The sequence below is a fragment of the Cryptosporangium phraense genome, assembly GCF_006912135.1.
Classification (GTDB): domain Bacteria; phylum Actinomycetota; class Actinomycetes; order Mycobacteriales; family Cryptosporangiaceae; genus Cryptosporangium; species Cryptosporangium phraense.
In genome coordinates this window covers 22,826-48,342 of sequence record NZ_VIRS01000048.1, presented here as the reverse complement: position 1 = coordinate 48,342, position 25,517 = coordinate 22,826, and the positions used below count along the sequence as shown (strand labels likewise).

Annotated in this window: 22 protein-coding genes and 2 pseudogenes; 9 read left to right on the top strand and 15 right to left on the bottom strand. The window is 71.9% G+C overall.

Going from position 1 to position 25,517, the window contains the following annotated elements; translation table 11 throughout:
* Positions 1–62: 62 nt before the first annotated feature.
* From FL583_RS36825 to FL583_RS36815, 3 genes are all read right to left on the bottom strand, one after another.
* Positions 63–908, bottom strand: coding sequence for an NAD-dependent protein deacetylase (locus FL583_RS36825; RefSeq protein ID WP_240746941.1), 846 nt, complete (start codon positions 906–908; stop codon positions 63–65).
* Positions 909–1,987: 1,079 nt separating this feature from the next.
* A complete protein-coding gene (locus tag FL583_RS41300) occupies positions 1,988–2,704 on the bottom strand; it encodes a VOC family protein (RefSeq protein WP_142709542.1) in 717 nt (238 codons plus the stop codon).
* Positions 2,697–3,191 carry an RNA polymerase sigma factor gene (locus FL583_RS36815; RefSeq protein WP_142709541.1) on the bottom strand — a complete coding sequence of 165 codons (495 nt, stop codon included), beginning with the start codon at positions 3,189–3,191 and terminating at the stop codon, positions 2,697–2,699. Before FL583_RS36815 ends, FL583_RS41300 begins: the two co-directional genes overlap by 8 nt.
* Positions 3,192–3,299: 108 nt before the next feature.
* Here FL583_RS36815 and FL583_RS36810 point away from each other — a divergent pair, with 108 nt between their 5' ends.
* Positions 3,300–3,740, top strand: a complete 441-nt coding sequence (locus FL583_RS36810; protein ID WP_142709540.1) for a nitroreductase family deazaflavin-dependent oxidoreductase — start codon at positions 3,300–3,302, stop codon at positions 3,738–3,740.
* Positions 3,741–3,745: 5 nt separating this feature from the next.
* On the opposite strand, the gene FL583_RS36805 is transcribed toward FL583_RS36810, so the two are convergent.
* The 8 genes from FL583_RS36805 to FL583_RS36770 form a co-directional block, all read right to left on the bottom strand.
* Positions 3,746–4,387 (bottom strand): TetR family transcriptional regulator, encoded by a 642-nt coding sequence (locus FL583_RS36805; protein ID WP_142709539.1) that lies wholly within the window; start codon positions 4,385–4,387, stop codon positions 3,746–3,748.
* A complete protein-coding gene (locus tag FL583_RS36800) occupies positions 4,384–5,214 on the bottom strand; it encodes an NAD(P)H-binding protein (RefSeq protein WP_205752780.1) in 831 nt (276 codons plus the stop codon). The genes FL583_RS36805 and FL583_RS36800 overlap by 4 nt, the downstream gene beginning before the upstream one ends.
* 280 nt (positions 5,215–5,494) lie before the next feature.
* Entirely contained in the window at positions 5,495–6,736 is a 1,242-nt protein-coding gene (locus tag FL583_RS36795; protein ID WP_142709538.1) for an amidohydrolase family protein, read from the bottom strand.
* A 69-nt stretch (positions 6,737–6,805) separates the two neighbouring features.
* The gene (locus tag FL583_RS36790) at positions 6,806–7,618 is read right to left on the bottom strand and encodes an SRPBCC family protein (protein WP_142709537.1); all 813 of its coding nucleotides are present in this window, start codon (positions 7,616–7,618) and stop codon (positions 6,806–6,808) included.
* Positions 7,615–10,008 carry an aerobic carbon-monoxide dehydrogenase large subunit gene (cutA, locus tag FL583_RS36785; protein WP_142709536.1) on the bottom strand — a complete coding sequence of 798 codons (2,394 nt, stop codon included), beginning with the start codon at positions 10,006–10,008 and terminating at the stop codon, positions 7,615–7,617. Before cutA ends, FL583_RS36790 begins: the two co-directional genes overlap by 4 nt.
* On the bottom strand, positions 10,008–10,481 hold the full coding sequence (locus FL583_RS36780) for a (2Fe-2S)-binding protein (RefSeq protein WP_142709535.1): 474 nt from the start codon (positions 10,479–10,481) through the stop codon (positions 10,008–10,010). The genes cutA and FL583_RS36780 overlap by 1 nt, the downstream gene beginning before the upstream one ends.
* Positions 10,478–11,362, bottom strand: coding sequence for an FAD binding domain-containing protein (locus FL583_RS36775; RefSeq protein WP_142709534.1), 885 nt, complete (start codon positions 11,360–11,362; stop codon positions 10,478–10,480). Before FL583_RS36775 ends, FL583_RS36780 begins: the two co-directional genes overlap by 4 nt.
* A 74-nt stretch (positions 11,363–11,436) precedes the next feature.
* Complete coding sequence (locus tag FL583_RS36770; protein WP_142709533.1) at positions 11,437–12,903, bottom strand: uracil-xanthine permease family protein; 1,467 nt, start codon at positions 12,901–12,903, stop codon at positions 11,437–11,439.
* A gap of 286 nt (positions 12,904–13,189) precedes the next feature.
* Here FL583_RS36770 and FL583_RS36765 point away from each other — a divergent pair, with 286 nt between their 5' ends.
* Together FL583_RS36765 and FL583_RS36760 are read left to right on the top strand one after the other, a co-directional pair.
* Positions 13,190–14,113 carry a DMT family transporter gene (locus FL583_RS36765; protein ID WP_170324064.1) on the top strand — a complete coding sequence of 308 codons (924 nt, stop codon included), beginning with the start codon at positions 13,190–13,192 and terminating at the stop codon, positions 14,111–14,113.
* Positions 14,114–14,136: 23 nt separating this feature from the next.
* On the top strand, positions 14,137–14,610 hold the full coding sequence (locus tag FL583_RS36760; RefSeq protein ID WP_142709531.1) for an OsmC family protein: 474 nt from the start codon (positions 14,137–14,139) through the stop codon (positions 14,608–14,610).
* Here FL583_RS36760 and FL583_RS42155 read toward each other — a convergent pair.
* The 3 genes and pseudogenes from FL583_RS42155 to FL583_RS36750 form a co-directional block, all read right to left on the bottom strand.
* A complete protein-coding gene (locus FL583_RS42155) occupies positions 14,607–15,272 on the bottom strand; it encodes a peptidoglycan-binding protein (RefSeq protein WP_240746940.1) in 666 nt (221 codons plus the stop codon). The genes FL583_RS36760 and FL583_RS42155 overlap by 4 nt on opposite strands.
* A 714-nt stretch (positions 15,273–15,986) precedes the next feature.
* Positions 15,987–16,187, bottom strand: a pseudogene (locus FL583_RS43265) (helix-turn-helix domain-containing protein); the annotation flags it as partial.
* Positions 16,188–16,490: 303 nt separating this feature from the next.
* Positions 16,491–18,092, bottom strand: coding sequence for a PucR family transcriptional regulator (locus tag FL583_RS36750; RefSeq protein ID WP_205752779.1), 1,602 nt, complete (start codon positions 18,090–18,092; stop codon positions 16,491–16,493).
* A 120-nt stretch (positions 18,093–18,212) separates the two neighbouring features.
* On the opposite strand from FL583_RS36750, the gene FL583_RS36745 reads away from it, so the two are divergent.
* From FL583_RS36745 to hisC, 6 genes and pseudogenes are all read left to right on the top strand, one after another.
* Entirely contained in the window at positions 18,213–18,944 is a 732-nt protein-coding gene (locus FL583_RS36745; RefSeq protein ID WP_142709528.1) for an oxamate carbamoyltransferase subunit AllH family protein, read from the top strand.
* Positions 18,931–20,436, top strand: coding sequence for an FdrA family protein (locus FL583_RS36740; protein WP_142709527.1), 1,506 nt, complete (start codon positions 18,931–18,933; stop codon positions 20,434–20,436). The genes FL583_RS36745 and FL583_RS36740 overlap by 14 nt, the downstream gene beginning before the upstream one ends.
* Positions 20,433–21,845 (top strand): YlbE family protein, encoded by a 1,413-nt coding sequence (locus FL583_RS36735; protein ID WP_142709526.1) that lies wholly within the window; start codon positions 20,433–20,435, stop codon positions 21,843–21,845. Before FL583_RS36740 ends, FL583_RS36735 begins: the two co-directional genes overlap by 4 nt.
* A 335-nt stretch (positions 21,846–22,180) precedes the next feature.
* Positions 22,181–22,279, top strand: a pseudogene (locus tag FL583_RS43260) (DUF2510 domain-containing protein); the annotation flags it as partial.
* Positions 22,280–22,723: 444 nt separating this feature from the next.
* Entirely contained in the window at positions 22,724–23,311 is a 588-nt protein-coding gene (locus FL583_RS42150; RefSeq protein WP_240746939.1) for an RDD family protein, read from the top strand.
* 3 nt (positions 23,312–23,314) lie between these two features.
* A complete protein-coding gene (hisC, locus tag FL583_RS36725) occupies positions 23,315–24,388 on the top strand; it encodes a histidinol-phosphate transaminase (protein WP_142709524.1) in 1,074 nt (357 codons plus the stop codon).
* Here the strand turns inward: hisC and FL583_RS36720 are convergent.
* Entirely contained in the window at positions 24,356–25,453 is a 1,098-nt protein-coding gene (locus FL583_RS36720; protein WP_170324063.1) for a M20 family metallopeptidase, read from the bottom strand. The two genes, hisC and FL583_RS36720, sit on opposite strands and share 33 nt — an antisense overlap.
* Positions 25,454–25,517 lie beyond the last annotated feature (64 nt).

The following is a 25,517-nucleotide window of genomic DNA, read 5'->3' as shown; positions in this document are numbered from 1 at the left end:
CGGGGCAGCGGGCGCGGTGGGCGCGGGGGCGCGGCCCGGGGGCCGGCCGGGGTGGACGGGGTTTACGCGGTGGCCGCGGCCAGGGCGGTGAGGGTGGGACCGAGCGGGGCGTCGAGGCGGACCGCGGCGCAGTCGTCGCTGCGGGTCGGCCCCTGGTTGACTATCGCGACCGGGATGCCGAGCTTGGTCGCCTGCATCACGAACCGACGGCCCGAGTACACGGTCAGCGAGCTGCCCAGCACGAGCAGGGACTCGGCCCGGTCGACGCTGGCGTGGCAGTCGGCCACCCGGTCCTTCGGCACGCTCTCCCCGAAGAAAACGACGTCGGGCTTGAGGACGCCACCGCAGTCGACGCAGTCGACGACCGCGAAACCGTCGAGGAGCTCTTCGGCCAGGTCGACGTCGCCGTCGGGATTGACCGTGTCGGGATCGGTGTCGTGCCGGAAGTCGGGGTTGGCACCACGGAGGCGGTCGTCGAGCTCGATGCGCGTGGTCAGGTCGCCGCAGTCGAGGCAGATCACGCGGTCGAGCGACCCGTGCAACTCGATGACGTCGGCGGCTCCCCCGGCCTGGTGCAGCCCGTCGACGTTCTGGGTGATGATGCCCCGAACCAGGCCGTTCTGCTGCAGCTGGGCCACCGCCCGGTGCCCGTCGTTGGGGTTGGCCCGGCTCATCATCCGCCAGCCCAGAAAGCTGCGGGCCCAGTACCGCCGCCGGGCGGTCTGATCGCGAGTGAAGGCCTGGTAGGTCATCGGCGTGTGGTTGCGCTGGAACGCTCCGGAGGGACCGCGATAGTCGGGGATTCCGGACTCGGTGGAGATGCCGGCGCCGCTGAGCACGGCAACGTTACCGCGGCGGACGAGGCTTGCCAGGTCGGCGAGGGCGGCCTCGGGGAGCGTGAGGGTCACGCTTTCATCGTGCCTCAGCCGCGCCGCGACCGCCGCCACGCGGGGTTCGCCCCCCGCTACGGCCGGGCCGCCGCCGTGCGGGCACCTCCGGGCGTGGGGCCGCATCCGTGCGGGGGGTTGCTTCTGGGCGTGGGGCGCCTCCGCCCCGGGTAGCCACCTGGTGCGCTGGGACGGGACCGTGCGGGCGGCCGCCTCGGGCGCGGGGGCCTTCGCCGTGGGCAGGTGTCCGTCGCAGGGGGCCGTCTATGCGGGGGGCCGCCTCTGCGGGGGGCGCCTCTGCCGGGGGATGTCTCCGCCGGGGGATGTCTCCGCCGTGGGGGTGTCTCCGCCGTGGGGGTGTCTCCGCCGTGGGGGTGTCTCCGCCGTGGGGGTGTCTCCGCCGGCGAGCCGGCTCCGCGCGGCCGAGCCCCTTGCGCGGCCGGGCGGTCATCTCATCGCTTGCGGGGCCGTCTCGGCCGTGGTGGGCCGCCCGCAGCGCAGGCAAACTCCTCCGCGAGCGGGCCACCGCCGACACCCGAGGCCAGCTACATCGCAGCGCGCCACCTCGCCCCCGGCGGACACTCGCTGCCGACGGGCCACCCCTTCGGCGGCAGGCCACCCCATGCGGCGGACCGTCTTGGCCGTGTCGGCCGCATCGCTACCGGGCGCTCCGTCCCCGCCGTGCAGGCTGCCGCCCGCAACGTGCTGCCACGCCCACCGCAGGCAGGCCACCTCATCGCGGCCCGCCCACTCCTGCGCGGGCAAGCCGGCTCCGCGCGGGCGACCCACCTCCGTCGTGGGGCAGCACCTCCGCCGCGGGCAGGCACCTCCGCCGCCAGCTAGCGGGCGCCTCCGCCGCAAACGCGACGCCTCCGCCGCAAACGCGACGCCTCCGCCGCAAACGCGACGCCTCCGCCGCGAACGCGACGCCTCCGCCGCGAACGCGTCGCCTCCGCCGCGGGCGGGGCGCCTCCGTCGTGGGGCGGCGCCTCCGCTGCGGGGCGGCCGCATCTACCGCGAGCAGGTCACGGCGTCGCGGTGGCCGCAGTCTGCGCGGCTGGCGATCGTCCGGGTGGGCGCGGAGCCGGGAGACAGCAGAGTTACGCCGGGGGTTCGAACAGTAGGAACCAGCGGTGGCCGGCTGGGTCTACCACCACGCCCGCCCGGCCGTACGGGCCGTCGGCGACCGCGCGTTCCAGCGTCGCTCCGGCCTCTACGGCTCGGCTCGCCGCCACATCCACTTCGTCCGCGCTGGCCAGCGACAGATGCAGCGTCACGCTCACCCCGCCCGCTCGCCCCGGAGCGATCAGGCCCATCTCCGGGAACTCCTCGGCCAGAAAGACCCGAACCGGGCCGATCAGCAGCGTCGCGTGTCCCAGCTTGCCGCCCGCCATGTAGATCGGGTCGCCCCCGAGGGTGGCACCGAACGCCGCGACGTAGAAGTCGATCGCGCGGCGCCCGTCGGCTACCGCCAGGTACGGGCTCAGCTGGTTGATGCGGATCGGAATCGTCATCCGGGCCTCCAGATCGTCGTCGAAAGCTGGTCGTCCGATGGGCTGCCGGATCTCTCGCGGCGAATCCGGGCCGATGGCCACCGGGAACTCGGCGGTCTCGGACAGTCGCTGCTGCTCGTCCGCGGTGAGTTCGTCCGGATCGAGGTAGTCGGAGCGCCCGGTGACGCGACGGAGTTCGTCGAACGCGACCGGTGCAGGCCTCTCCAGCGCCTGCTGCAGACGCAACCTCAGGGCCGCGGCGAAGATCGGATCCGGCGCCTCGGCCGACGGCGGGTGACGAAGGGCGTCCAGCGGATCAGTCATCGCTGCTCCCCTCCTCGTACGCGGCGCGGAACGCGGCTCTCGCCCGCACGATCAGCGCCTCGGTGGCGTGCCTGGTCCGCCCCAGCAGGCGGGCAACTTCCGGCACTGGTAGATCGTCGACATATCGCAAGGTGAGCGCGAGGCGGTGCTGCGGACCGAGCCGCTGCAGCACGTCGCGAGCTCGCACAACGTCGAGCTGAACGTCCCAGGGGTCCTCGGCGGGCTCCACGACCTGGAGCGAGCGTTGCTCGCGCGCCTCGCGGCGCCAGTGGTCCACGAGCTTGTTCCGCGCGACGGTGATCAACCAGGCAACCGTGGGGTCGCGGCCCTGACGGACCGCGGCCACCGCGGCGAGGAAGGTCTCCCCGGTGAGGTCCTCGGCCAGCGCGGTGCTGCCGCACCGCGCGCGGAGGTATCCGTAGACGTCCGGGAGCGCGCGGTCGTACAACGCCAGCAGATCGACGCTGCGCTCCGGGTCGCTGCTCATACCTCTCCATCGCTCGGGACGCCCGATCTCCGACGGTCGGAGTTTCAGCTCGCGGGCGCGTGCCTAGTCTCCGGAATAGTGGACTTCGGGTCAGGAGTTGGGAGAGTCATGCCACTGACCGGTGAATACGAGCCGAGCACGTCCGAGTGGGCGCGCAAGCAGGCCGAAAAGTTCGAGGCGAGCAACGGCGCCGAGGCCAACGAGCTGCGCGGCGTTCCGATCATCCTGCTGACCTCGGTCGGCGCCCGCAGCGGGAAGCTGCGCAAGACGCCGCTGATGCGGGTCGAGCACGAGGGCGAGTACGCGGTCGTCGCGTCGAAGGGTGGGGCGCCGGAGCACCCGGTCTGGTTCCACAACCTGACGAAGAACCCGCACGTCGAGCTGCGCGACGGCGCGGTGAACAAGGACTACCAGGCCCGTCAGGTCGAGGGCGACGAGTACGAGACCTGGTGGAAGCGGTCGGTCGCCGTCTGGCCCGACTACGCCGAGTACCAGAAGAAGACCGACCGGAAGATCCCGCTGTTCGTCCTCACCCCGATCGAGGGCTGAGCTTTCTATTTCGACGGCCCGGCGCGCTCGCGCCGGGCCGTCGCCGTGTCAGGGCGGAGTAGGGCGAAGGCCGCGTCGGCGGCGTCGACGGCGGCCGGGTACAGCTCGTCGGCGGACGTGCCCGTCATGATCCGGCGCCAGTTCTCCCGGGCCAGCACGCGCTGCACGGCCAGCACTTGCGCCGCGACCAGCTTGGCCATCAACTCCGGCTCGCCGGTGGCCGCTTCCAGGGCGCTTGCCAGCGCCGCTTCGTCCTCGTCGATGAAACCGGCCCGCCGGGCCGCCAGCGCCGGCGTCTCGAACACCAGCCGGTGAAACGCCAGAACTTCGGGGACGTCGTTCAAGCCGGTCACCGGATCTCGCTGCGCCAATCCGTCGAGAAAGTGCTTGTGCAGAGCCGCCACCGGATCGCCGGCCGCCGCCGCCACCACCCGGGCCGGCTCTCCGAGGTGATCACCGATCCGGTGCAGCACCAGATCCTCTTTCGTCGGGAAGTACCGGAACAGGGTCGGCTTCGACACCTCGGCCGCGTCCGCGACGTCGGCCACCGACACGGCGTCGAACCCGCGCTCCAGGAACAACCGGATCGCGGTCGCCGAGATCGTGTCGTGCGTGCGCTGACGCTTCCGCTCCCGCAGCCCGCTCATGGCTCCACAGTTTCCCCGATGCTCCGGCGGAACGATCGCGGCGCCGTGCCGAGCACGTCGGACACCCCGGAGGAGAGGAAGGCCGGCCGGCCGAGCGTGGCTTCCCAGGCGGCGAGCAGCATTTCGACGACCGGCGCCGGCCACGATCCGGCGGTCTCGCGACGGAATTCGTCGGGCGAGAGCTCCTCGAACGTGACCTCGCGGCCCAGCGCCTCGGCGATGATCGCCACCTGCTCGGCCTGGGTCAGTGATTCCGGGCCGGTCAGGACGGAGTCGCCGGTCACGTCGCCGAGCAGGGCCCGCGCGGCGACCGCGGCCACGTCCCGGTCCGCGACCGGTGCGGTCTCGGCGGTGGCGTAGGGCCAGCGGACGGGCCGGCCGGACCGGATCGCGGGCTCCCACCAGGCGAACGCGTTGGACGCGAACATCCCCGGGCGGAGGATCGTCGATTCGAGGGTGGAGTCGGCGATTCGGCGCTCGATCTCGGCGTGGAGCGCGGCTGTGGGGTTGGGCTGTTGGAAGAAGGGGTGGGGGGTCTGGTGGGGGGAGGAGAGGAACACGATTCGGCGGGCGTGGTGGGCGATGCGGTCGATCACGGCGGGGACTGTCTGGGGTGGGGCGGTCCAGACGAGGAAGACGGTGTCGATGTCGTGGAGGGCGGGGTTCAGGGAGTCGGGGACGGTCAGGTCGCCGGTGACGGTTTCCAGGGAGTGGGGGGTTGGGGTCGAGCGGTGGACCAGGGCGCGGGTGGGGGTGCCGGCTTTGGTGAGGTGGTCGACTACGAGTTCGCCGATTCGGCCGGTTGCTCCGGTGATGAGCACGGTCATGAAAGCCTCCCTCGGTTAAATTTGTTACTGAGTTACAGTATCGGGTTTCGGTCCGTCGTGGCTGAGCTGTTTATTGATTCGGACGTTTCGGCAGCTGGCGGTGATCGCGCGGCCTCAGCGGTGCGGCCGGGCAGGTCCGAGAGCGCAGCGATCCGCGGGGGCCTGCTCGCGCCGGTGCGCGACATTTGAGATCTCACGATCGGCGCCGCCGACGCCCGGCTCGACATTCAGGCCCACCACCGCCTCCGGAGTGGGTCGTCGACGCCGGCGCCGGGGGCGCTCAGCGGGCCGGTAGCCCCGGATACACCGAGCTGACGCTCGTGGTCTCGGCTACGACGGCGCCCGTCGCCACCACCCAGCGCGGTGGTCCGTGGCGCCTCAGCACGTCGACGACTCGTTCCGCGTCGTGCACGACGAAGTTCGCGGGCGCGCCGTCGGCGAGTCGGTGTCCGTCCAGGCCCAGTACGCGGGCCGCGTCGACCGTGACCAGGTCGAGCAGATCCTGTCGCGCCCGCGCGGTGCGGAATTCCAGCAGGTGCGCGGCCAGGAACGCGACCTCCCAGAGGTTCGCGCGCCCGAACGGGTAGTACGCGTCCTCGATGTCGTCCTGTCCGAGCGCAACCGGGAGCCCCAGTTCGCGGAACAGCCCCACCGGCAGGTGCAGCGGCCCGGTCTGCGGATCGCTCACGAACCCGAGGCCCGCCCGCGCCGCGAGCCCGCCCAGCCGGAGCAGCGACGGCCGCGGGTAGAGCGCCAGGGCCCGCGCGTGGCACGCGACTCCCCGCCCGACCAGCCCGTGCTCCAGCATCGCGGTCGCCAGCATCTCGGTCGTGCGCAGCGCCGGATCGCCGGCGTCGTCGGTGAGCATCGCGACCCGCTTGCCCTCGCGGGCGGCGAGCGCACACGCCCACTCGACGTGCTTCCGCGCGTCCGTGTCGGTGTGCTCGATCCAGGGGATCCCGCCGACTACGTCGGCTCCGAGGCGCAGCGCCTCCTCGCAGAGCTCGGCCGCGCCCGGATCGCGCACCACCCCATCCTGCGGAAAAGCCACGATCCGGACGTCGAGGACGCCGGCGAATTCGCGCCGGACCGTGTCGACGGCGGCGAACCCCTCCAGGCCGGCCGCGGTGTCGACGTCCACGAACGCCTGCAGGTGCAGCGTGCCGTGCCGGACGGCCTCGGTGAGCGCGCGCCGGACGTGCGGCAGTGCGTCCTCGCGCCGGTAACCGGTCTTGACCGCGCTGGCCAGCTCGATCGACGTCATCGCGCCGGCCATCCCGTCGTCGGTGTAGGCGGAGAGCGCCGCGTCGCCGACCCGGTCGAGCGTGTGCACCTTGTCGAGGTGCAGGTGGTTGTCCACGGCCGACTCGGTCACCAGCCGCCCCTCCGCGGCGAGCACGCGCGCCCCCGCGCTCGCCTCGACGAGCGTGCCGCGCGGACCAATTTGCACGCGGCCGTCCTCGACCGCGAGGTCGACGACGCGTCCGTCACGCAGTCGCGCGTCCGTGACCACCAGCTCCATGCCGCCCCCTCCGCGCGCGAATTGACGCGTTGTCGGGGTTCTCACGCGCCGGGAGACCCCGATAAGTCGTCAACTCCGGCGACGCCCCAGGAGCCCACCGACCACCACGCCGATCAGCGCGATCCCGGCCCCGAAGATCGCGCCCTGGAAGAAGCCGCCAGCCATGATGTCGCCCCCGGCCGCCGCCTTCGGCGGCGCCGTGAACACCCGAGGCCCCGCGCCCGCACCGCCCGATCCCGTACCGCCAGATCCCGCCCCCGCAGCCACCGCGGACGAACCCGGCGCACCCGAACCCACGGCCGCCCCGGCAGGCGCACCGCCGGCCAACCCACCCGCGGCCCCGGAACCCGCACCCACGGCCCCTCCGCCGCCCACGCCTCGGTCGCCCGCGCCGACCGCGCCGCCGCCGACCGCGCCCTCGCCGCCCGCGGCGGCCGACTCGGCCGCGTTCAGCAACGAATCAACCGCCGCGAAGAACTCCCCGGCGATCTTCTTCGCGACCCCGGACAACACCCGCTGACCGACCCCGCCAACCGCACCCCCCACTACCGCGTCCGCCGCGTACGACAGCAACGTCGTCCCGTCCGAGCCGTCCTCGAGCGTCACCAGCACGTCCGCCGACACCGTCCCGGGCGCCCCCGCCCCCTTCGCCCGCAGCACGAACGACGTCGGCGCCTGCTGATCGGTCAGCCGCACGTCCCCCACGTACGACCCCTTGATCGACGCCACCCCCGCGGTCACGGTCATCCGGTACGCGTCGTCGCCGACCTGCTCCAGCTGCTGACACCCGGGAATCGTCCGCACCAGCACCGACGGATCGTTCAGCGCCGCGTACACCCGCTCCACCGGCGCGTTCAGCGTGGCCTTGCCGTTGACCTTCACTTCTTGGTTCCCTCCAACTCGCGCAACGCCCACAACTCGGACGGAGAAATCGGCATCCGGGTGATGAAGAAGCCCTCCGCGTCGGAGATCGCCGACGCGAACAGCGCCGCCGACGGGATGACCCCGGCCTCGCCTGCCCCCTTCACCCCGAGCGGATTGAGCGGGGACGGCGTCTCGAGGTGGTCGGTCTCGATCGTCGGCACTTCGGACGCGTACGGAATCAGGAAGTCCATGTACGACGCGTTCTGCGGCTGCCCGTTCTCGTCGTAGACGATCCGCTCGTACAGCGCGCCGCCGACGCCCTGCGCCACCCCGCCGTGGATCTGCCCCTCGACGATCCGCGGGTTGATCAGCGTCCCGCAGTCGTGCACGACGCAGTAGCGCAGGATCTTGATCTCCGCGGTCTCCGGATCGGTCTCGACGACGGCCGCGTGCATGCCGCTGGCGAACGTCGACCGGATCGGCGAGTAGTAGTCGGTCGCCTCCAGCCCCGGTTCGTCGTCCTCGTCGATCGGCGGCTTGTTCAGGTCGGCGGTGCCGGCGAACTGGGTCGCCCGCTTCGCCTCCTCGTCGAACGCGTACCGCAGCGGGTTCGACAGCACCGCGACCGTGCGCAGCGGGATCCCACCGTCGGGCACGCCCTTGACCTGCACCATCCCGTCGACGATCTCGAGGTCCTTGGGGTCGACCTCGAGCGCGTCCCCGGCGATGCGCAGCGCCTTGGCCCGCACCTTCCGGGCGGTCAGCGCGACCGCGTTGCCGCTCATCACCGCGGCCCGGGACGCGAACGTGCCGACCGCGTACTTGAACCGCCGCGTGTCGCCGGTGGTCACCGAGACGTCGTCGACCGGTACCCCGAGCTCCTCGGCCGCGATCTGCGCGAACACGGTCTCGTGCCCCTGGCCCTGGGTCGTGAGCCCGGTCGCCACGACGACCTTCCCGGTGGTCTCCACCCGCACGAACGCGCCCTCGTACGGCCCCGGCCCGGTGCCTTCGACGTAGCAGGCCAGCCCGATCCCGACCCGCCGCCCCTCGGCCCGGGCGGAATCGCGAAGAGCCACGAACGAATCCCACCCCACCAGCGCCTTGATCTTCTCCAGCGACGTCGGGTAATCACCCGAGTCGTAGATCAGCGGCCGCCCGTCCTGGAACGTCAGGTGGTGGTCGTACGGCATGTCCTCGGGCTGGATGAAGTTCCGCGACCGCACGAGCGCGCGATCCAGCCCCAGATACGCAGCGATCGCGTCCATCGTGCGTTCCATCGCGAACACGCCCTGCGGACGCCCGGCCCCGCGGTACGGCGTCACGGTCACGGTGTTCGTGTACATCGACCGGAACTCGACCCGGTACGCCCCCGGCTTGTACGGCCCGAGCAGCTGCGTCGACGTCACGATCGGGACGATGATGCCGTACGGCGTGTAGGCGCCGTTGTCGTGCCAGAACTCGACGTCGAGCCCGAGCACGTGCCCCTCGTCGTCGAACCCGACCGTCACCTTCTGCAGCTGCCCGCGCTCGTGCGTCGAGCTGATGAAGTGCTCGCGGCGGTCTTCGACCCACTTGACCTCGCGGTTCAGCTTCACCGCGGCCCACGGGATCAGCACCTCCTCCGGCCACGGGTGCACGATCTTGACGCCGAACCCGCCGCCGACGTCGGGCGCGATCACGTCGATGCGGTCGACCGGCAGATCGAGCTTGGCGGCCAGCGCGAACCGCACCGACGTCGAGGCCTGCGTCGACGTGTAGACGCGCAGCGACCGGTCGTCGGAATCCCAGCGGGCGTAGACGCCCTTGCCCTCCATCGGCATCGAGGCCGACCGCTCGATGTCCAGGTCGAGGCTGAGCGTGTGCGGGGCGGCCGCGATCGCCGCCGGGGCGTCCCCCACCTCCTGCACCAGGTGGGCCGACACGTTGTCGAGCACGTCGGCGTGCACCTGGTGAACCGCGTCGCGAGCGGCCGGGATACCGACGACGGCCGGCAGCGTCTCGTACTCAACGACGATCCGCTCGGCCGCGTCTTCGGCGATGTACCGGTCGGTCGCCACCACCATCACGACGGCCTCGCCGACGTGCCGGGCCACCCCGTTGGCCAGCGGGGTGTTGACCCGGGGTGCGTGCAGGGCCGGGTGCGGGATCAGCAGCGGGAGCGGCTCGGACACCCGCGGGTTCGGGTCGTCGGCCAGGTCCTCGTAGGTGTAGATCGCGACCAGGCCCTCGACGTCGAGCGCCTCGGTGACGTCGACGTCGAGAATGCGGGCGTGGGCGTGCGGGGAGCGGACGAACGCCACCGCGAGAGCGCCTTCTCCCAGATCGTCCAGATAGCGACCGTTGCCGGACACCAGACGGGGGTCTTCCCGGCGGGTCATCGGGACGCCGAACGCACGGGTCACCATCAGACCGCCCCCCGCTGCAGCTCGGCCGCCCGGAGGACCGACTTCACGATGTTCTGGTAGCCGGTGCACCGGCAGAGGTTGCCGCCGATCGCCTCCCGGGCCTCCTCCTCGGTCGGGTCCGGGTTCTCGCGAAGGTACGCGGTGATCGTCGTGACGAACCCCGGCGTGCAGAAGCCGCACTGGAGGCCGTGACAGTCGACGAACGCCTGCTGGACGTGCCCGAGGCCGCCGTCGGGCGAACGGCAGCCCTCCACGGTCGTGATCTCGGCGCCCTCGGCGCTGACCGCGAACATCAGGCAGGACCGCATCGGCCGCCCGTCGACCAGGACCGTGCAGGACCCGCAGACGCCGTGCTCGCAGCCCAGGTGGGTGCCGGTGAGGCCGAGATCGTGCCGCAGCGCGTCGGCCAGCAACCGCCGGGGCTCCACGTCCGCGGTCCGGGGAACACCGTTGACCGTCAGCGTCACCTTCACGCCGGTACCTCCGTCCGAGCCACCGCGTGCGCGGCGGCGGCCTTCAACGCCCGCCCGGTGAGCACGCCGGCCAGGTGGCGGCGGTACTCGGCGGTCGCGTGGATGTCTTCCTCGGGTTCGACCGACTCGACGGCGAGCCGGGCAGCATCGCTCCAATCGGCCGAATCGTAGGAACGGCCTACGACAGAACCCGTGAAGTCGACGCTCACCGGCGTCGGGCCCATGGACACGTAGGTGGCCCGAGCGGACGCGACCCGCAGGTCCTCGTCCAGCGTGACCAGGGCACCGAGCCCGCACATCGCGTAGTCGCCGTGCCGCCGCGAAACTTCGAGCCAGGCGGTGCCGGTGTGCCCGGCCGGGATCGGGAACGTGACGCTGGTGGCCAGCTCACCGGCCTCGGTCGCCGACTCCAGCGGAGCCAGGAAGAAGTCCTCCGCCGCGACCGTGCGACTCCCCGAGGACGAGGCCAGCTGCACCGATCCACCCAGCAGCACCAGCACCGACGGCATCTCACCGGCCGGGTCGGCGTGGACGATGCTCCCGACCGTGGTGCCCCGGTTCCGGATCGTCGGGTGCGCCACGTGAGTCAGCGCCTGGCGGAGCAGCGGCAGCGCCCGCGAAGCGTCGGCATGGTGTTCGATCTCGGCGTGGCGGGCGATCGCGCCGACCGTCACCGCGTCCGGAGTCACCTCGACGCGGGAGAGCTCGGCGAGCCGGTTGACGTCGACCAGGTGGGCCGGCGCCGCCAGGCGCATGTTGAGCAGCGGGACCAGGCTCTGGCCTCCGGCCAGCACCTTTCCGTCGGGTCCGAGCTCGGCGAGGACGTCGAGCGCCTCGGTCAGCGTTTCCGGCCGGTTGTACTCGAAGGCCGATGGTTTCATGCCGCGATAGTCCCTCAATGCGGTTGCGGGCGCCCCTTTGCGAAGGCCGAGCCTTCGCAAAGGGGCCTCGACTCTTACGGCTCCTTATAGGCGCCGGGCTCGTCGACGACGAGCACCGCTCCGCCCGCGTCCTTCCCGGCCGCGGTCTCCGCGGCCGCCGAGGTCGCGTCGGGCGCGGTCCGCTCCGCGGCCCACAGCTCCTTCAGGTGCGGCGGGGCGATCGCCTTGGCCAAGTGGAAGCCGAGCACGGTGACGATCGTGCCGAGCGCGATGCCGGACAGCGAGAAGTCGTCGGTGAAGACCAGGCTGACGCCGCCGATGCCGATGATGATGCCCGCGGCCGCCGGAACCAGGTTGATCGGGTTCGAGAAGTCGACCCGGTTCTCCCGCCAGATCTTCGCGCCGAGCAGGCCGATCATGCCGTAGAGCACGACCGTGATGCCGCCCAGCACACCGCCCGGGGTCGCCGAGACGACCGCGCCGAACTTCGGCGAGAACCCGAACAGGATCGCGACGATCGCGGCCACGTAGTAGGCGGCCGTCGAGTAGACGCGGGTGGCCGCCATGACGCCGATGTTCTCGGCGTACGTCGTGGTCGGCGAGCCACCGACCGCGGACGCGATCACGGTGCCGACACCGTCGGCGGCGATCGCGCGGCCCATCACCGGGTCGAGGTCGTCGCCGGTCATCTCGGCGACGGCCTTCACGTGACCGGCGTTCTCCGCGATCAGCGCGATCACGGCCGGGAGCACGAGCAGGATCGCCGCGACCGAGAAACTCGGCGCGTGCCAGCCGACGACGTCGCCTTCGGTGTGTGGCGGGAAGCCGAGCCAATCCGCGGCTTTCACCCCGGACCAGTCGACCCGGAAGTGGGTGGTCTCCTTGGCGGCGGCCGCACTGTACGAGGTGATCTGGCCGAAGATCCGGTCGAAGATCCACGACAGGACGTACCCGAACACCAGCGCGAGGAAGATCGCGATGCGGCCCAGGAACCCGCGAACCCCGACCGCCACCACGATGACGAACAGCATCGTGAGCAGCGCGATCCACTGATCCTGCGGCCAGTACGTGCCGGCCACGACCGGGGCCAGGTTGAAGCCGATCAGCATCACGACCGCGCCGGTGACGACCGGCGGTAAGACCGTGTAGATCGCCCGCGAGCCGACGAAGTGGATCAGCACGCCGACCAGCGCCAGCACCACGCCGGCGACCAGGATCGCCCCGGTGACCTCGGCCGAGTCACCGCCCTGAGCCCGGATCGCCGCGACCCCACCGACGAACGACGCCGACGTCCCCAAGTACGAAGGCACGCGACCGCTCACGATCAACAGGAAGATGATCGTCGCGATACCGCTCATCATGATCGCGAGCTGCGGGTTCAGGCCCATGATCAGCGGGAAGACGAACGTCGCCCCGAACATCGCGACGACGTGCTGGGCGCCGAGGCCGATCGTCCGCGGCCAGGACAGCCGCTCGTCCGGCCGAACTACCTCGCCCGGCGGTGGCGCCTTGCCTCCGTGTACGACAGTCCAGCCAAACATGGCGACCCCTTTTCCCTGCCCCGCGAAGAGGGCGGTCCGGTGCCACCCTCAGGATGACGACGAATATCCGGCCCGGGTGACCTGCGTCTCATGGTCAAGACAGCACCGACTCGGCGGCACTCCGTTGGCGAGAGCTGCCGAGGGCCTGGTCGATCCGTCAGTAAATGTCGCCCGCGTGACGGAACCGCAACCTGACCGACACCTGCGTGAGCGACGCACCGCGGATTCGAGCCGAGTCACAGCGGTATCAGCTGAACCTCTGCTGGCACTTACCGTTCGTAACACTATGGGGATTACCGGACGTGCGCCTCTCGTCCGGCTGGTGGTGCTGGCAGGGCTGTGGGGGTCGAGTTTTCTCTGGGCCGCCGTCGCTCTGAAGGGACTCCCGCCGGGCGTCCTCACCGTGGTCCGGCTCGCCCTCGGATCGGCTCTGCTGCTGGGTTTCTGCCGCTTGCGCGGCATCCGGATCCCCGCCGAACCGCGCGTCTGGACGCACCTGGCCGTCGTCGCGGCGATCGGCAACGTGATCCCGCTGCTGCTGTTCGCGTACGCGGTCCGGTCGATCGACTCGCACGTCGGCGGCATGCTGAACGCGACCACTCCGCTCTGGACGCTGGCCATCGGCATCTGCACCGGGGCGACCGGGCGGATTCGCGGACGCTACGTCGCCGGGCTGCTGGCCGGCCTGGTCGGCACGCTGCTGGTGATCGGCACCTGGCCGCCGGGTGAGGGACTACCCGCGGTGCCGACGATGCTCGGGCTGCTGGCCGCCGCGAGCTACGGCGCGAGTTACGTCTACATCGACCGGTACATGTCGAAGATCGACCGGCCACCGGTCGCGCTGGCGGCCGGGCAGCTGGTCGCGGGAACCGTGCTGGCGCTGCTGACGTTGCCGGTGACCGGCGCGCACTCGCTGGACGGCGTCCGGCTCACGCCCGCGGTCGTCCTGGCGACGATCACGCTCGGGGCGTTCTGCACCGGTTTGGCCACGGTGCTGAACATCCGGCAGATCGCCGAGGTGGGGCAGGCGGCGTCGGTGGTGCTGTACTTGTTGCCCGTGGTCGCCGCGGTGCTGGGCTGGCTGGTGCTGGACGAACACATCACGGCGGGCACGGTCGTCGGCACGGCCGTCGTACTGGTCGGCGTCGGACTGACCCGGGCGAAGCGCCCGGCGACCGAGGACCGGCGGCGGATTCCCGCCGATACTTGACATTTCGAGGAGACGAGCAGCAGGTGGTTGCGGTCCACAATTACGAACTCGCGCTGGTCTGGACGGGAAACCAGGGCACCGGGACCAGCGCCTACCGGGCGTACGGCCGGTCGCACGAGGTGACCGCCCCCGGTCGTCCCGCGCTCCTGGGGTCGGCCGACCCCGCGTTCCGCGGGGAGACCGACCGGTGGAACCCCGAGCTCCTACTGGTGGCCGCCCTGTCGGGCTGCCACCTCATGTCCTACCTGCACGTCTGCGTCGAAGCGGGGGTCGTCGTCACTGCTTATTCGGACGCTCCGACCGGAGCGATGACGCAGACCCCCGGCGGGGGCGGACGGTTCACCGAGGTCGTGCTGCACCCCCGGGTGACGGTGGCCCGAGGTGGGAACGTCGACCTCGCGACTCGCCTTCATGCGGACGCCAGTGAGCGGTGTTTCATCGCGTCGTCGGTGAATTTTCCGGTACGGCACGAGCCGGTCGTGGTGGTGGAGTCTTAGCTCGTCGCTTTCGGGGCCGGAGGGCGGGGGAAGGATTGGTCGCAGTACGGCCAGTCGTCCCGGAAGCCGTGGTGCATTCGCCAGAGTTCGCGGGCGGCCCAGATGTTCCAGTCGGGATCGAAGGCGCGGCGCGGGGTGCCGTCGAGTTCTCGGAGCCGGCGGTCGGAGATCTGGAAGATGCCCCAGTTGCGGCTCGTGTCGACGTTCGGGAGCACCCAGAACGGGTCGAGGGTGGACTGGCATTTCGCGATCGCGACCGCGCGGTCGGGCTCTTCGGGGAAGACTTCGCGGATGTGTTTCTCGACCTGGGCCGGGGTCCAGCTGCGCATCGAGACGCCGCCCTGATAGAGCGCGCGCTTGGTGTCGTCGTCGACGACGCCCTTGACCGGGAGCCCGGCGAGGACCTGGAACGCCGTGACCCGGCGGAGCGTCTCCGGCCCGAAGTCGGCGTCGATGCCGATCTTGGTGCCGGTCTTGGCGAGCAGTCGCTGGACCTCTTCGACGCAGCTGTCGTGCTGGCCCATGCTGATCGGGCCTTGGCAGGCTTGGGAGAAGAGGAGGCCGGTGTCTCGGGGCGCGGCCGCGCGGTCGGGTTCGTTGGTGGTGCGGACGAGGTAGGTGGCTGCTGCCAGCACCGCGACGACGACGGCCGCCGCTAACACCCACACCCATCGCCGCGCGCTGCCGACCCACCCGGTTCCGACCAGTTCCCCGGCTTCTTCGGCCCCGACCGATCCGTCCCCTTCCCGAGGCCCTGCCGCCGCCGACGTGGCCGGCGCGGCGGGTGTTGCCTGTACGGCGGGTGGCGCTTCGGCGGCCATTCCGGCAGGCGCGGCGGTCCCGGCGGGCCTAACGGTTGCACCGGGCGCGACCGTCCCCGCAGGTCCACCCCATCCCGCAGGCGGGGCGGCCGCAGCGAACGTGCCCGTCCCAGCAGGTACGGCAGTCCCGGCGAATGCGGCAGCCACCGCCGCCTCCTCAGCCGTCGTTGCGATCGCGGCAGGCGCCACCACCCCAGCGGTCCCCACCCCGGCAGGCCTCACCACGCCGGCAGGTGGAGCGGTCGCGGCGGGCGCACCGGTCGCGGCCCCCGTAGCGGCAATCGGCGCGGCTGAGGCCGCCATCGCGTTCCTCGCGGCGGGGGTCTCTTCCCCGACCGGCATCGCGAGCGCCTCAGGGGACAACGGCGCGGCAGGCCGGCCCGGCCCAGCCGTCGAGTCGCCGACCCCGGCCTCCGCGGAAGCGATCGGCAGCCCGGCGGACGCGCCGAACGACGGGACCGCTCCCCCCACCTCACCAGAGCCGGGAAACACTACCGCGGCCAACGCCGGGTTCCGCGGGTCCGTGGCCCAGACCTGCTGCAGCCGACCGACCTCCTCCGCCGTCGCTCCGCAAGCCGTCGCAAACGCCTGCACGACCCGGAAATCCGCCGGGAACTGTTCCCCCGAGCAATACCGATGGAGCGTCGAGCTCCCCACTCCGGCCCGGCGCGCCAGCGCCTTGTAACTCAGGTTCGACCGAGCCTTCAGCCCTCGTAGATAAACCGCTACTTCGGCCGCTTCCGCGACTGATCCCATGTGCACTCCCCGCCTCGAAGCAAGGAGATTCTTTCCTATGTGATCAACCCGGACCTAATAGGATACTGAGACGAAAAACGCGCCCCTCGGCCACAAAGACCGAGAGGCACGCTCGTCAATTCACCCGCTCAGCAGGTCGAAGCCGACGAAATCCGGATCTTGTCCACCGTTCCGTACTGCTGCGCCCACAGAAAACTGTTGGTGCCGAGGCACCGCGTGGTGCCGTTGGTGAAGTGCAGGTAGGCCACCCGGCCCACAACGGAACCGAGCTGGGACGGGATGTCCCGGGACGAGGGACGTCTCCTACAGACCTCGGATCTCCAGCACCCGCAGCGCCAGCGCCAGGTCCAACCTCAGCGCCGCGTCGTCGGTGAACGGGCCGACCAGCTTCTCCAGCTTCGTGATCCGGTACCGCAGCGTGTTGTAGTGGAAATGCAGCCGCCGCGCCGCCTCCGCCACCGTGCAGTTCGTCTCCAGCAGCACGGCCAGCGTCCGGCGCAGATCCGCGTTCTCCGGAGTGTCCGCCGCCAGCTCCCCCAGCACCTCTTCGACGAACCCCCGCAGCTCCGACGTGTCCGGGATCAACGACAGCAGCCGATGCACCCCCAGCCGATCGAAGCTGGCCCGGGCCCCGTCGCCGTGCAGCCGCCGCCCGATCCGCACCGCCTTGCGGGCCTGCTCGTAGGCCCGGGGCAGCTCCTGGGCCGTCAGCGCGGGCCGGGAGATCCCGAGCGAGAACGACCGCCGCCCGCCCCCGCCGTCGCCGACGACCTGCCGTACCAGGTCGTTGACCGCCCGTTCGATCATGTCCGCCGACGCATGAGGGCCGGGCAACCCGAGCAGAACCACGACCTCCTGGTTGAAGTTCACGACCGGCGCCCGAGCGTCCCGCCAGCGCACCACCGACTGCCAGGCCGTCGCGAACCGCTCCTGCACCGGCCGGAGTTCGGGCACCGTCCCGGTCTCGTGCGCCGGGTCCAGCTCGGCGACCACCGCGACCAGCGGCCGCTCGACGTCCCAGCCCAGCGTCCGGGCGTGCGCGACCGCGGTCGGCACGTCCTCGACCCGTCCGGTCAGCAGGTCACGTAGGAAGTCGGCCCGGTACTTGCCCTCGACCGCGTCGATCGCCAGCTGCTTGGTGACCGCGAGCGCGGCCACCGTCGCCGCCCGCTCCAGCGAGTACACGTCGGCGGCGTCCAGCGGCGAAGCCGAGAACGCGACGATCCGCCCGTGGTCGATCCGCCCGGCGACCACCGGAACCGTCGTGTGGAAGCCACCCGAATGCGGACGGACGCCGGTCGGTTCCTCGTCCACCCGGAAGCGCCCGGTCGGGTCGAAGCAGCCGGTGCTCTGCAGGTCGGGGAGCGCGTCCGCGCCGGCGATGACCCGCCCGTCGGGCGTCGTCACGACGACCGGTCCGCCGAAGATCCGGGTCAGCTCGGCGGCCAGGTCGGACAGGTCCCCGCCCTCCAGAACGACGCCGACCAGCGCGCGGTGCACCTCGTCCGAGCGGGCCAGCACCGAGGCCTGCCGGTGCAGCAGCGCGCTCAGCACGTCGTTGAGGATGTCGTCGAACCCGATCTCGGCCGTGACCTCGATGATCGGAAAACCCCGGCGGTCGGCCTCGGCCAGCACGTCGGCCGGCAGCCCGTCCAGGTACCGGTGCGGCTTCACGGCCAGCGCGGCCAGCCCCCGCTCGTCCAGATCCCGCACGAGATCAACGAGCGAAGAGGGATAGTGACGCAGCGGATACCCGGTCGTGAGCAGCAGCTCGTGCGGCTTCACCCAGGGAAGAATGTCGGGCACCTCCATCACGTTCAGCCGCTGCACCACCCGGTCCAGCCCGGTGTCGCCGGCCAGCACGCGGGCCCCGGTCAACGAGCTCGCCTCGAGCACGTCACGCACTGGCAACCCGACCGGAGATGCCGTCAAATTGGCCGAAGGTACCCGGCCATCCTTGGCAATTCTTCCCATGCCGACCACCGTAGACGCGGATTTACGGTCTGCTCGGTGAAAGGGGGTGGGATGGACGTGCACACGACGCTGCCGTGCGCCGCGTCCGTCTCGGTTGCCCCGATTCTGACCGGTCCGGTGCAGCCCCTGCCGGTCATCGCCTCGCTCTCGGCCGCGCTCTACGTCGGCCCGTTCTGCGTCACGTCGGCCGAGGCCGTCCGCGTCCCGTGCGCGCTGGTCCTGGGCCCCGGCGTCCCGGTCCCGTCCGCGACCGTCGGGAGCACCGCCGAGGTCGGCGACGGGCAGGTCCACCTGCCGGGACTGACGGTCGCGGTCACCCGCTGGTGGCAGCCCTCCCGCCCCGTCCTCCACGACGATCCCTACGCCCGGCAGCGAGCAATTCGGCCCGTGGGCATCGGCGCAACCGAGTTGAACGTGGGAACACTGCTCGGTCGGGGTGACGGGCTGACCCCACTGGGCGACGACATCCTCGCCGGCGCCCTGGTCACCCTGGTCGCCGCCGCCCACCCGCACGGCGAGGTACTGGGCTCGATGGTCACCCGGGAGCTGGCAGCCCACCCGGAGACGGCGACCACCCCGGTCTCCGCCCTCCTCCTGCGCCACGCCACCCAGGGCGAATGCATCCCCGAACTGGCCGCCGTCCTCACCGACCCGGCCGACCGCCTCGATCCCGCCATCGACGCCCTGCTCGCGATCGGGCATACCTCGGGAAAAGGCCTGCTACACGGCGTCCGCATGGGCTTGGAAGTTCTGACGGAAGGGAGGGCAAGTGCGTCACGTTGAAGTCAGGCGCGGGACCTACCGCGACTCGGTGCAGCTCCTGCAGGTGAGTCAGGCCGTCAGCGGCCTACCCGGGGTGACCGGCGCGATGGTCGCGATGGGCACCGAGCTGAACCTCGAGCTGATCGCGGGCATGGGGTTCGAGCCGCCGGCCGACGCGACGGCCGGCGACATGGTCGTCGCGATCGCGACGGCGGACGAGCCGACCCGGGACGCGGCCGTCGCCGCGCTCGAGTCGGCCCTGGCCGCGAAGGCGCCGCCGGCCACCGGCGACAGCACGCTGCCACCTCCGCGCACGGTCGGCGCCGCCGTGCGGGCCGCCGACGCGAACCTGGCGCTGATCTCGACCCCGGGCCGTTACGCGTTCGCCGACGCGATGGACGCCCTCGACGCGGGCGCGAACGTGCTCGTGTTCAGCGACAACGTGCCGGTCGAGCAGGAGATCGCGCTCAAGGACCGGGCGGCCGAGCGCGGCCTGCTGGTGATGGGCCCGGACTGCGGTACCGCGGTCGTCGGCGGCCTCGGCCTGGGCTTCGCGAACGTCGTGCGGCCGGGCCCGGTCGGGATCGTCGCCGCGTCCGGCACCGGTGCCCAGCAGGTACTCACGCTGCTCGACGCGGCCGGCGTCGGTATCTCGCACTGCCTCGGCGTCGGCGGGCGCGACCTGTCGGCCGCGGTCGCGGGCCGCTCGACGCTGGCCGCGCTCGACGCGCTGGGCGCCGACCCGGCGACCGAGGTGATCCTGGTCATCTCGAAGCCCCCGGCGCCCGCGGTGGCCGACGCGGTGCGCGAGCACGCCGCCGGGCTCTCCAAGCCGGTGGTGTTCGGGCTGCTCGGCGGCGGCCGGCCGGACCTGACCGCGGTCGTGACCGAGGTCCTGGGCGTTCTCGGGAAGACGGCGCCGTCGCCGTGGCCCCGCTGGCTGCCGTCGGACGAAGGGCCGGACCTGGTCGCGCCGTTCTCGTTCGGCACCGGCAACCTGCGCGGGATCTACAGCGGCGGAACTCTCTGCGACGAGGCGATGGTGATCGCGTCGGCCGCGCTCGGGCCGATCGTGTCGAACATCCCGCTGGACCCGGCCTGGACGATCGGCGCCGACCTGAAGGCCGACGGGCACGCGATGCTCGACTTCGGCGACGACGCGCTGACCGCCGGGCGTCCGCACCCGATGATCGACGGGACACTGCGGCTGGCCCGGCTGGCGTCGGAGGCCGCTGATCCGGATACCCGGGTCGTGCTGATGGACGTCGTTCTCGGCCACGGCGCGCACCCCGACCCGGCGTCCGAGCTGGCGCCCGCGATCGCCGCGGCGTTGGGGGCGGCGGATCGCCCGTTCGACGTGGTGATCGCGCTGGTCGGCAGCGCCGGCGATCCGCAGGGGGCCTCACGCCAGGCAACCGAGCTCCAAGGCGTGGGCGCTCGGGTGTTCTCGTCCAACGCCGAGGCGGCCCGCGAGGCCGTCGCGATCCTGAAGCCCGACGAGGTGACGGAATGACCAGCTTGCTGTCCGGAGAACCGACGGTCGTCACCGCCGGGGCCGAGCTCTTCGCCGAGGCGCTCACCGCCCAGGCCGCCCCGGTGTCGCAGGTCGCCTGGCAGCCGCCGGTGGGCTCGGCCGACGCGCTGGCCCGAGTGATGGCCGATCCGCGCCGGCTCGCGGCCAACGCCACCGCGCTCGAGCGGATGCTGGCCGCCGGTGCATCGCTGGTGGACGTCCGCCCGGCGTCGGAAGTGGTGGGTCTGACCGCGGGTCAGTTCCGGCACGCGGGACCACCGATCACCTGGGAGCGGGCCTCCGGGCCTCTCCGGGGCGCTCTGATCGGCGCGGCCCTGTTCGAAGGGCTCGCGTCCGACGTCGAATCGGCCGAACGACTGCTCGCGGGCGGGGGCGTCGAATGGGCGCCGTGCCACTCCGACGGCGGGGTCGGGCCGATGGCCGGGGTGGTGTCGCCGTCGATGTGGGTGTTCGTCCTGCGGGACGAGGCCCACGACCGCACGTCGTGGTGCTCGCTCAACGAGGGCCTGGGCAAGGTGCTGCGCTACGGCGCGTACGGGCCCGAGGTGATCGAGCGGCTGCGCTGGATGTCGGCCGTGCTCGGGCCGTCGCTGCAGGCCGCGGTGCGCCAGCACGGTCCGGTCGACATCAAGGGGATCATCGCGCAGATGGTCCAGATGGGCGACGAGGGTCACAACCGGAACCGGGCCGGGACGCTCATGCTGCTCCGGGACCTGCTCCCGGCGATGATCGACGCCGGGGTGGCCTCGTCGGAGGTGGCCTCGGTGGCCCGGTTCGTGGGCGGTAACGACCACTTCTTCCTGAACCTGGTCATGCCGGCCTGCAAGCTGCAGACCGCGGCCGCCGCCGGGATCCCCGGGTCGACGGTCGTGACGACGATGGCCCGGAACGGGACGGATTTCGGGATCCAGGTGTCGGGCACCGGGGAGCAGTGGTTCACCGGGCCGGCGCTGACTCCGCGGGGGTTGTTCCTCGGCTCGTACGGGCCGGACGACGCCAACCCCGACATCGGGGACTCGGCGATCACCGAGACCGCGGGCATCGGGGGGTTCGCGATGGCGAGCGCGCCGGCGATCGTCCGGTTCGTCGGGGGGACGGTCGCGGACGCGCTGAAGACCAGTCGGGAGATGTACGGGATCACGACCGGGGAGAACCCGGCCTACGGGCTGCCGATCCTCGATTTCCGGGGCGCGGCGACCGGGATCGACGTCACGAAGGTCGTGCGGTCCGGGGTGTTGCCGCAGATCAACACCGGTATGGCGGGCCGGGTCGCCGGGGTCGGGCAGGTCGGTGCGGGGCTGGTGACGCCGCCGATGGAGTGCTTCGTCGGGGCGCTGGAGGCGCTCGGTGCGGGTGCTGATGTGGTGCAGGGCGGTGGCAGCGTCTGATTTGTCTGTGGGTGGGGCGGGGCGGGCCGATGTCGCTGTTGCGAGGGTCGCCCCCGCACCTACGGACCCCCCGCACCGCAGGTGAGCGGACCCCCACGGGCGACTCTCGCATCTAGCTCCGGCTCGGACCTCCCCCCGTGGTCCTGGCCGGTCGGCTCGGCGCGGCCACCCCCCGCGGCCCCCGAGCCACGACGCCGCCGTTCCGTGTGCCACGACCCCCGCAGGCACGCGGAGCGGCGGCTCTGCGTTGTGCGGGTGGGCTGCCTGTTCCGGCCGTACGGCAGGATGGCATCCAGACGCGCAACGAATCGGCAGAGTAGGTGTGAGGTGATCCGGTGACCCCGATCCCCGGTTGGTATCCCGACCCGGCGGATCCGGACACGCAGCGTTATTGGGACGGCGAGCAGTGGCTCGGCGCCCCGCTGCCGGTCGGTGCCGTGCCCCCGCCGGGCCCCCCGCCCGCCGAACCCGCCGCCGCTCCGTCGCCGGCCGCCGCGGGCTGGACCCCGAACTGGACGCCCCCCGGCCCGGGCGGCCCCGGCACGGGTGGCGCGTCCGGGACCGGCGGTGCGCCTGGCGTGGGCGGTGCACCCGGCGCCGGCGGTGCGCCTGGCGTGGGCGGCGCGCCCGGGACCGGCGGTGCGCCTGGCGTGGGCGGTGCGCCTCAGGCGCCCGGCTATTCCGGCGGCCCGGGATGGCCCGACGCTGGAGCTCCTGGCGCCCCGGGGGCTCCCGGCGGCCCAGGCGCGCCTGGCGGGCCGGATGCGCCGGGACGGCCCAGTCTGCCGGGGCGGCGCTGGGGCCAGCCCGGCCCCGGCCGGCCCGGGTCCGGCGGACCGGGCGGCCCGGGCGGGCAAGGCCCGCAGATGCTCCCGCCGGTGCCACCGGGACACATCCGCGTCCCCGGCTCCACCGCCACGATGCCCCTCGACACGACCAAACTGGCCCCGCTGGGCCTCCGGGTCGTGGCCCGCCTCATCGACCTCTTCGCGGTGTTCCTGCTCTGCATCGTCGTCAACGGCTACTTCTACTACCAGTTCGCCCAGGAAGTCGCCCCGGTCGTCAACGACGTCCTGCTCGGCAAGGAGGCCCTCTCCTCCGAAGCGACCCGCCTGAACTGGATCATCATCCTCCTCACGATCGGCCTCTGGTTCGCCTACGAGGTCCCGGCCACCGCGAACAGCGGCCAGACGCTCGGCAAACGCCTGGTCGGCATCCGCGTGGTCCGGGTCGTCGACGACCAGACGCTCACGTTCGGGCAGTCGATCCGCCGCTGGCTGATCCTGGCCTTGCCGAGCCCGGCGACGAGCTTCCCCTGCGGCGTCCCCCTGCAGCTCGCCGACCTGCTCTGGTGCACGTGGGACCGCCCCGGACGGCAGTGCCTGCACGACAAGGCCGTGACGTCGATCGTCGTCCGGTCGAGCGCCGTGCCGATCGCCCCCTCGCAGCCGACCGACAAGGAGTAAGCGATGCCGCTCACTCGTCCCGACCTGGACACGATCCCGCGCTACGTCGCCGGCAAGAACCCCAGCGACGTGGCCCGCGAGTCCGGCGTCGCCGAGGCGGTGAAGCTCGCCAGCAACGAGGTTCCCTACGGCCCGCTGCCGGGCGTCGTCGAAGCGGTCGCGGACGCGGTGTCGAACACCCACCGCTACCCTGACCCGGCCGTCGTCGCGCTGCGGAACCGGCTCGGCGAGCGTTACGACGTCGCTCCCGACCGGATCGTGTCCGGCTGCGGGTCGGTCGCGCTGGCCGAGCACATCGTCCGAGCGGCAGTGCTGCCCGGCGACGAGGTCGTGTACTCCTGGCGCTCGTTCGAGGCCTACCCGATCATCACGACGTCCTGCGGCGCGACCAGCGTCCAGGTGCCGAACACCGGCGCGCACGCCCACGACCTGGACGCGATGGCCGACGCGGTCACCGAGCGCACCAAGGTCGCGTTCGTCTGCACGCCGAACAACCCGACCGGCACCGCCGTGCACGCCGACGATCTCGAGCGGTTCCTCGACCGGGTCGGCCCGGACGTGCTGGTCGTGATCGACGAGGCCTACCGCGAGTTCGTCCGCGACCCGGAGGTGCCGGACGGGCTGGCCGCGGCGAAGGGCCGGCCGAACGTCGTCGTGCTCCGGACGCTCTCCAAGGCCTGGGGCCTGGCCGGCATCCGGGTCGGCTGGCTGGCCGCCGACCCGTCGGTGGCCGACGCGATCCGCAAGGTCGTGACGCCGTTCTCGGTCAACCACGTCGCCCAGGCCGCCGCCCTCGCCGCGCTGGACGCCGAGGACGAGATGAACCGCCGGGTCGACCTGGTCGTCGACGAGCGCACCCGGGTCGTGAACGCGGTGCGCGAGCTGCGAACCGACGTCCCCGACACCCAGGCGAACTTCCTCTGGCTCCCGCTGGGCGACGACGCGGCCGAGTTCGCGGCCGGGTGCGAGAAGCGCGGGGTGATCGTCCGCCCGTTCGCCGGCGACGGCGTCCGCGTCACGATCGGGACGCCGGCCGAGAACGACCTATTCCTGCGGGCGGCGGGCGACCTTCTCTAGGTAGTCCCGCAGCACCGGGACGAGCAGGGCCAGCGAATCCACGTCGACCCACTCGTCGTCCCCGTGGTGGCCACCACCGCGGGGACGCGTCACCGCGCACGGGACCCCGACCGCCGCGTACTGGGCGGCGTCGCTGGAACCGAACGAGAGGCACCCGCCACAGCTCGTCCCGACGACCTTCTCGATGCTGCGCGCGAACTCGGTCAGCAGCGGGTCGCTCAGGTCGTGCTTGACCGGCGGGAACAGCACGAGCAGCTCGAGGTCGGCGCCGTGCCTGCGGCAGATCTCGGCGACGTCCCGCTCGACCGCGGCCAACTCGTCGGGGCCCATCACCCGGACGTCGAGCACGGCCTCGGCCTGGTCGGGCAGCTGGTTCGGCGCGGTGCCAGCCCGCAGGAAGCTGACGTTGAGCGTGTCGACGTGCGGTTCCTCGACCGGGAAACGGGCCCGGATGTCGGCCAGCAGGTCGAGCAGCTTGAGTGAGGCGCTCTCCCCCGACCAGGGCCGCGAGCCGTGCACCGCGACCCCGTACGTGCTCACCCGCACCCGCCAGGCGCCCTTCGCGACCTCTTCGAGCTGCCAGTTGTCGCCGCCGTCGGGCAGTACCGCGACCCGCGGCCGGTACCCGTCGCCCTCGAGCAGCATCTTGACGCCGAGGTCGCGGGTCTCCTCGTCGGTCGTGATCATGACGCCGAGGTCGTAGCCGGGGAGCTCGGGCCCGAGCTCGTCGATCAGCGCCAGGTAGGCGGCGATCGCGCCCTTCATGTCGAACACGCCCCGGCCGATGACCCGGTCACCGTCGCGCTTCAACGTGAACAGGTGCTCGGGGCCGGGGACGACGTCCAAATGGGCGGTGAGCATGACCGCCGGGGTGAGCGTCGGACGCACGGTCGCCACCAGCGCGCCGAAGCCGTCCTGATCGAACCGGCGGACGTGCATTCCGCGCTCGGCGAGGAACTCGCCGATGACGTCGAGTCCCTCCTCCGAGGCGGAGAGGTTGCCGGACACCGTGGGCAGCGCCACCAGGCGCTCCAGCATCGGCAGCAGGATCTTCCCGCCTGTCACTTCCGTACCGCTGAGCACAAAACCCCTGTTGATCGCGCGATCGTCTAGTCGCCCCGATCGTCGC

What these genes read in the sequence shown, in the direction of transcription:
- FL583_RS41300 (WP_142709542.1), bottom strand. Translation starts at nt 2,704, where the DNA reads ATGACTGATCCGCTGGACGCCCTTCGTCACCCGCCGTCGGCCGAGGCG.
- FL583_RS36815 (WP_142709541.1), bottom strand. Translation starts at nt 3,191, where the DNA reads ATGAGCAGCGACCCGGAGCGCAGCGTCGATCTGCTGGCGTTGTACGAC.
- FL583_RS36810 (WP_142709540.1), top strand. Translation starts at nt 3,300, where the DNA reads ATGCCACTGACCGGTGAATACGAGCCGAGCACGTCCGAGTGGGCGCGC.
- FL583_RS36805 (WP_142709539.1), bottom strand. Translation starts at nt 4,387, where the DNA reads ATGAGCGGGCTGCGGGAGCGGAAGCGTCAGCGCACGCACGACACGATC.
- FL583_RS36800 (WP_205752780.1), bottom strand. Translation starts at nt 5,214, where the DNA reads ATGACCGTGCTCATCACCGGAGCAACCGGCCGAATCGGCGAACTCGTA.
- FL583_RS36795 (WP_142709538.1), bottom strand. Translation starts at nt 6,736, where the DNA reads ATGGAGCTGGTGGTCACGGACGCGCGACTGCGTGACGGACGCGTCGTC.
- cutA (WP_142709536.1), bottom strand. Translation starts at nt 10,008, where the DNA reads ATGGTGACCCGTGCGTTCGGCGTCCCGATGACCCGCCGGGAAGACCCC.
- FL583_RS36775 (WP_142709534.1), bottom strand. Translation starts at nt 11,362, where the DNA reads ATGAAACCATCGGCCTTCGAGTACAACCGGCCGGAAACGCTGACCGAG.
- FL583_RS36770 (WP_142709533.1), bottom strand. Translation starts at nt 12,903, where the DNA reads ATGTTTGGCTGGACTGTCGTACACGGAGGCAAGGCGCCACCGCCGGGC.
- FL583_RS36765 (WP_170324064.1), top strand. Translation starts at nt 13,190, where the DNA reads ATGGGGATTACCGGACGTGCGCCTCTCGTCCGGCTGGTGGTGCTGGCA.
- FL583_RS36745 (WP_142709528.1), top strand. Translation starts at nt 18,213, where the DNA reads ATGGACGTGCACACGACGCTGCCGTGCGCCGCGTCCGTCTCGGTTGCC.
- FL583_RS36735 (WP_142709526.1), top strand. Translation starts at nt 20,433, where the DNA reads ATGACCAGCTTGCTGTCCGGAGAACCGACGGTCGTCACCGCCGGGGCC.
- hisC (WP_142709524.1), top strand. Translation starts at nt 23,315, where the DNA reads ATGCCGCTCACTCGTCCCGACCTGGACACGATCCCGCGCTACGTCGCC.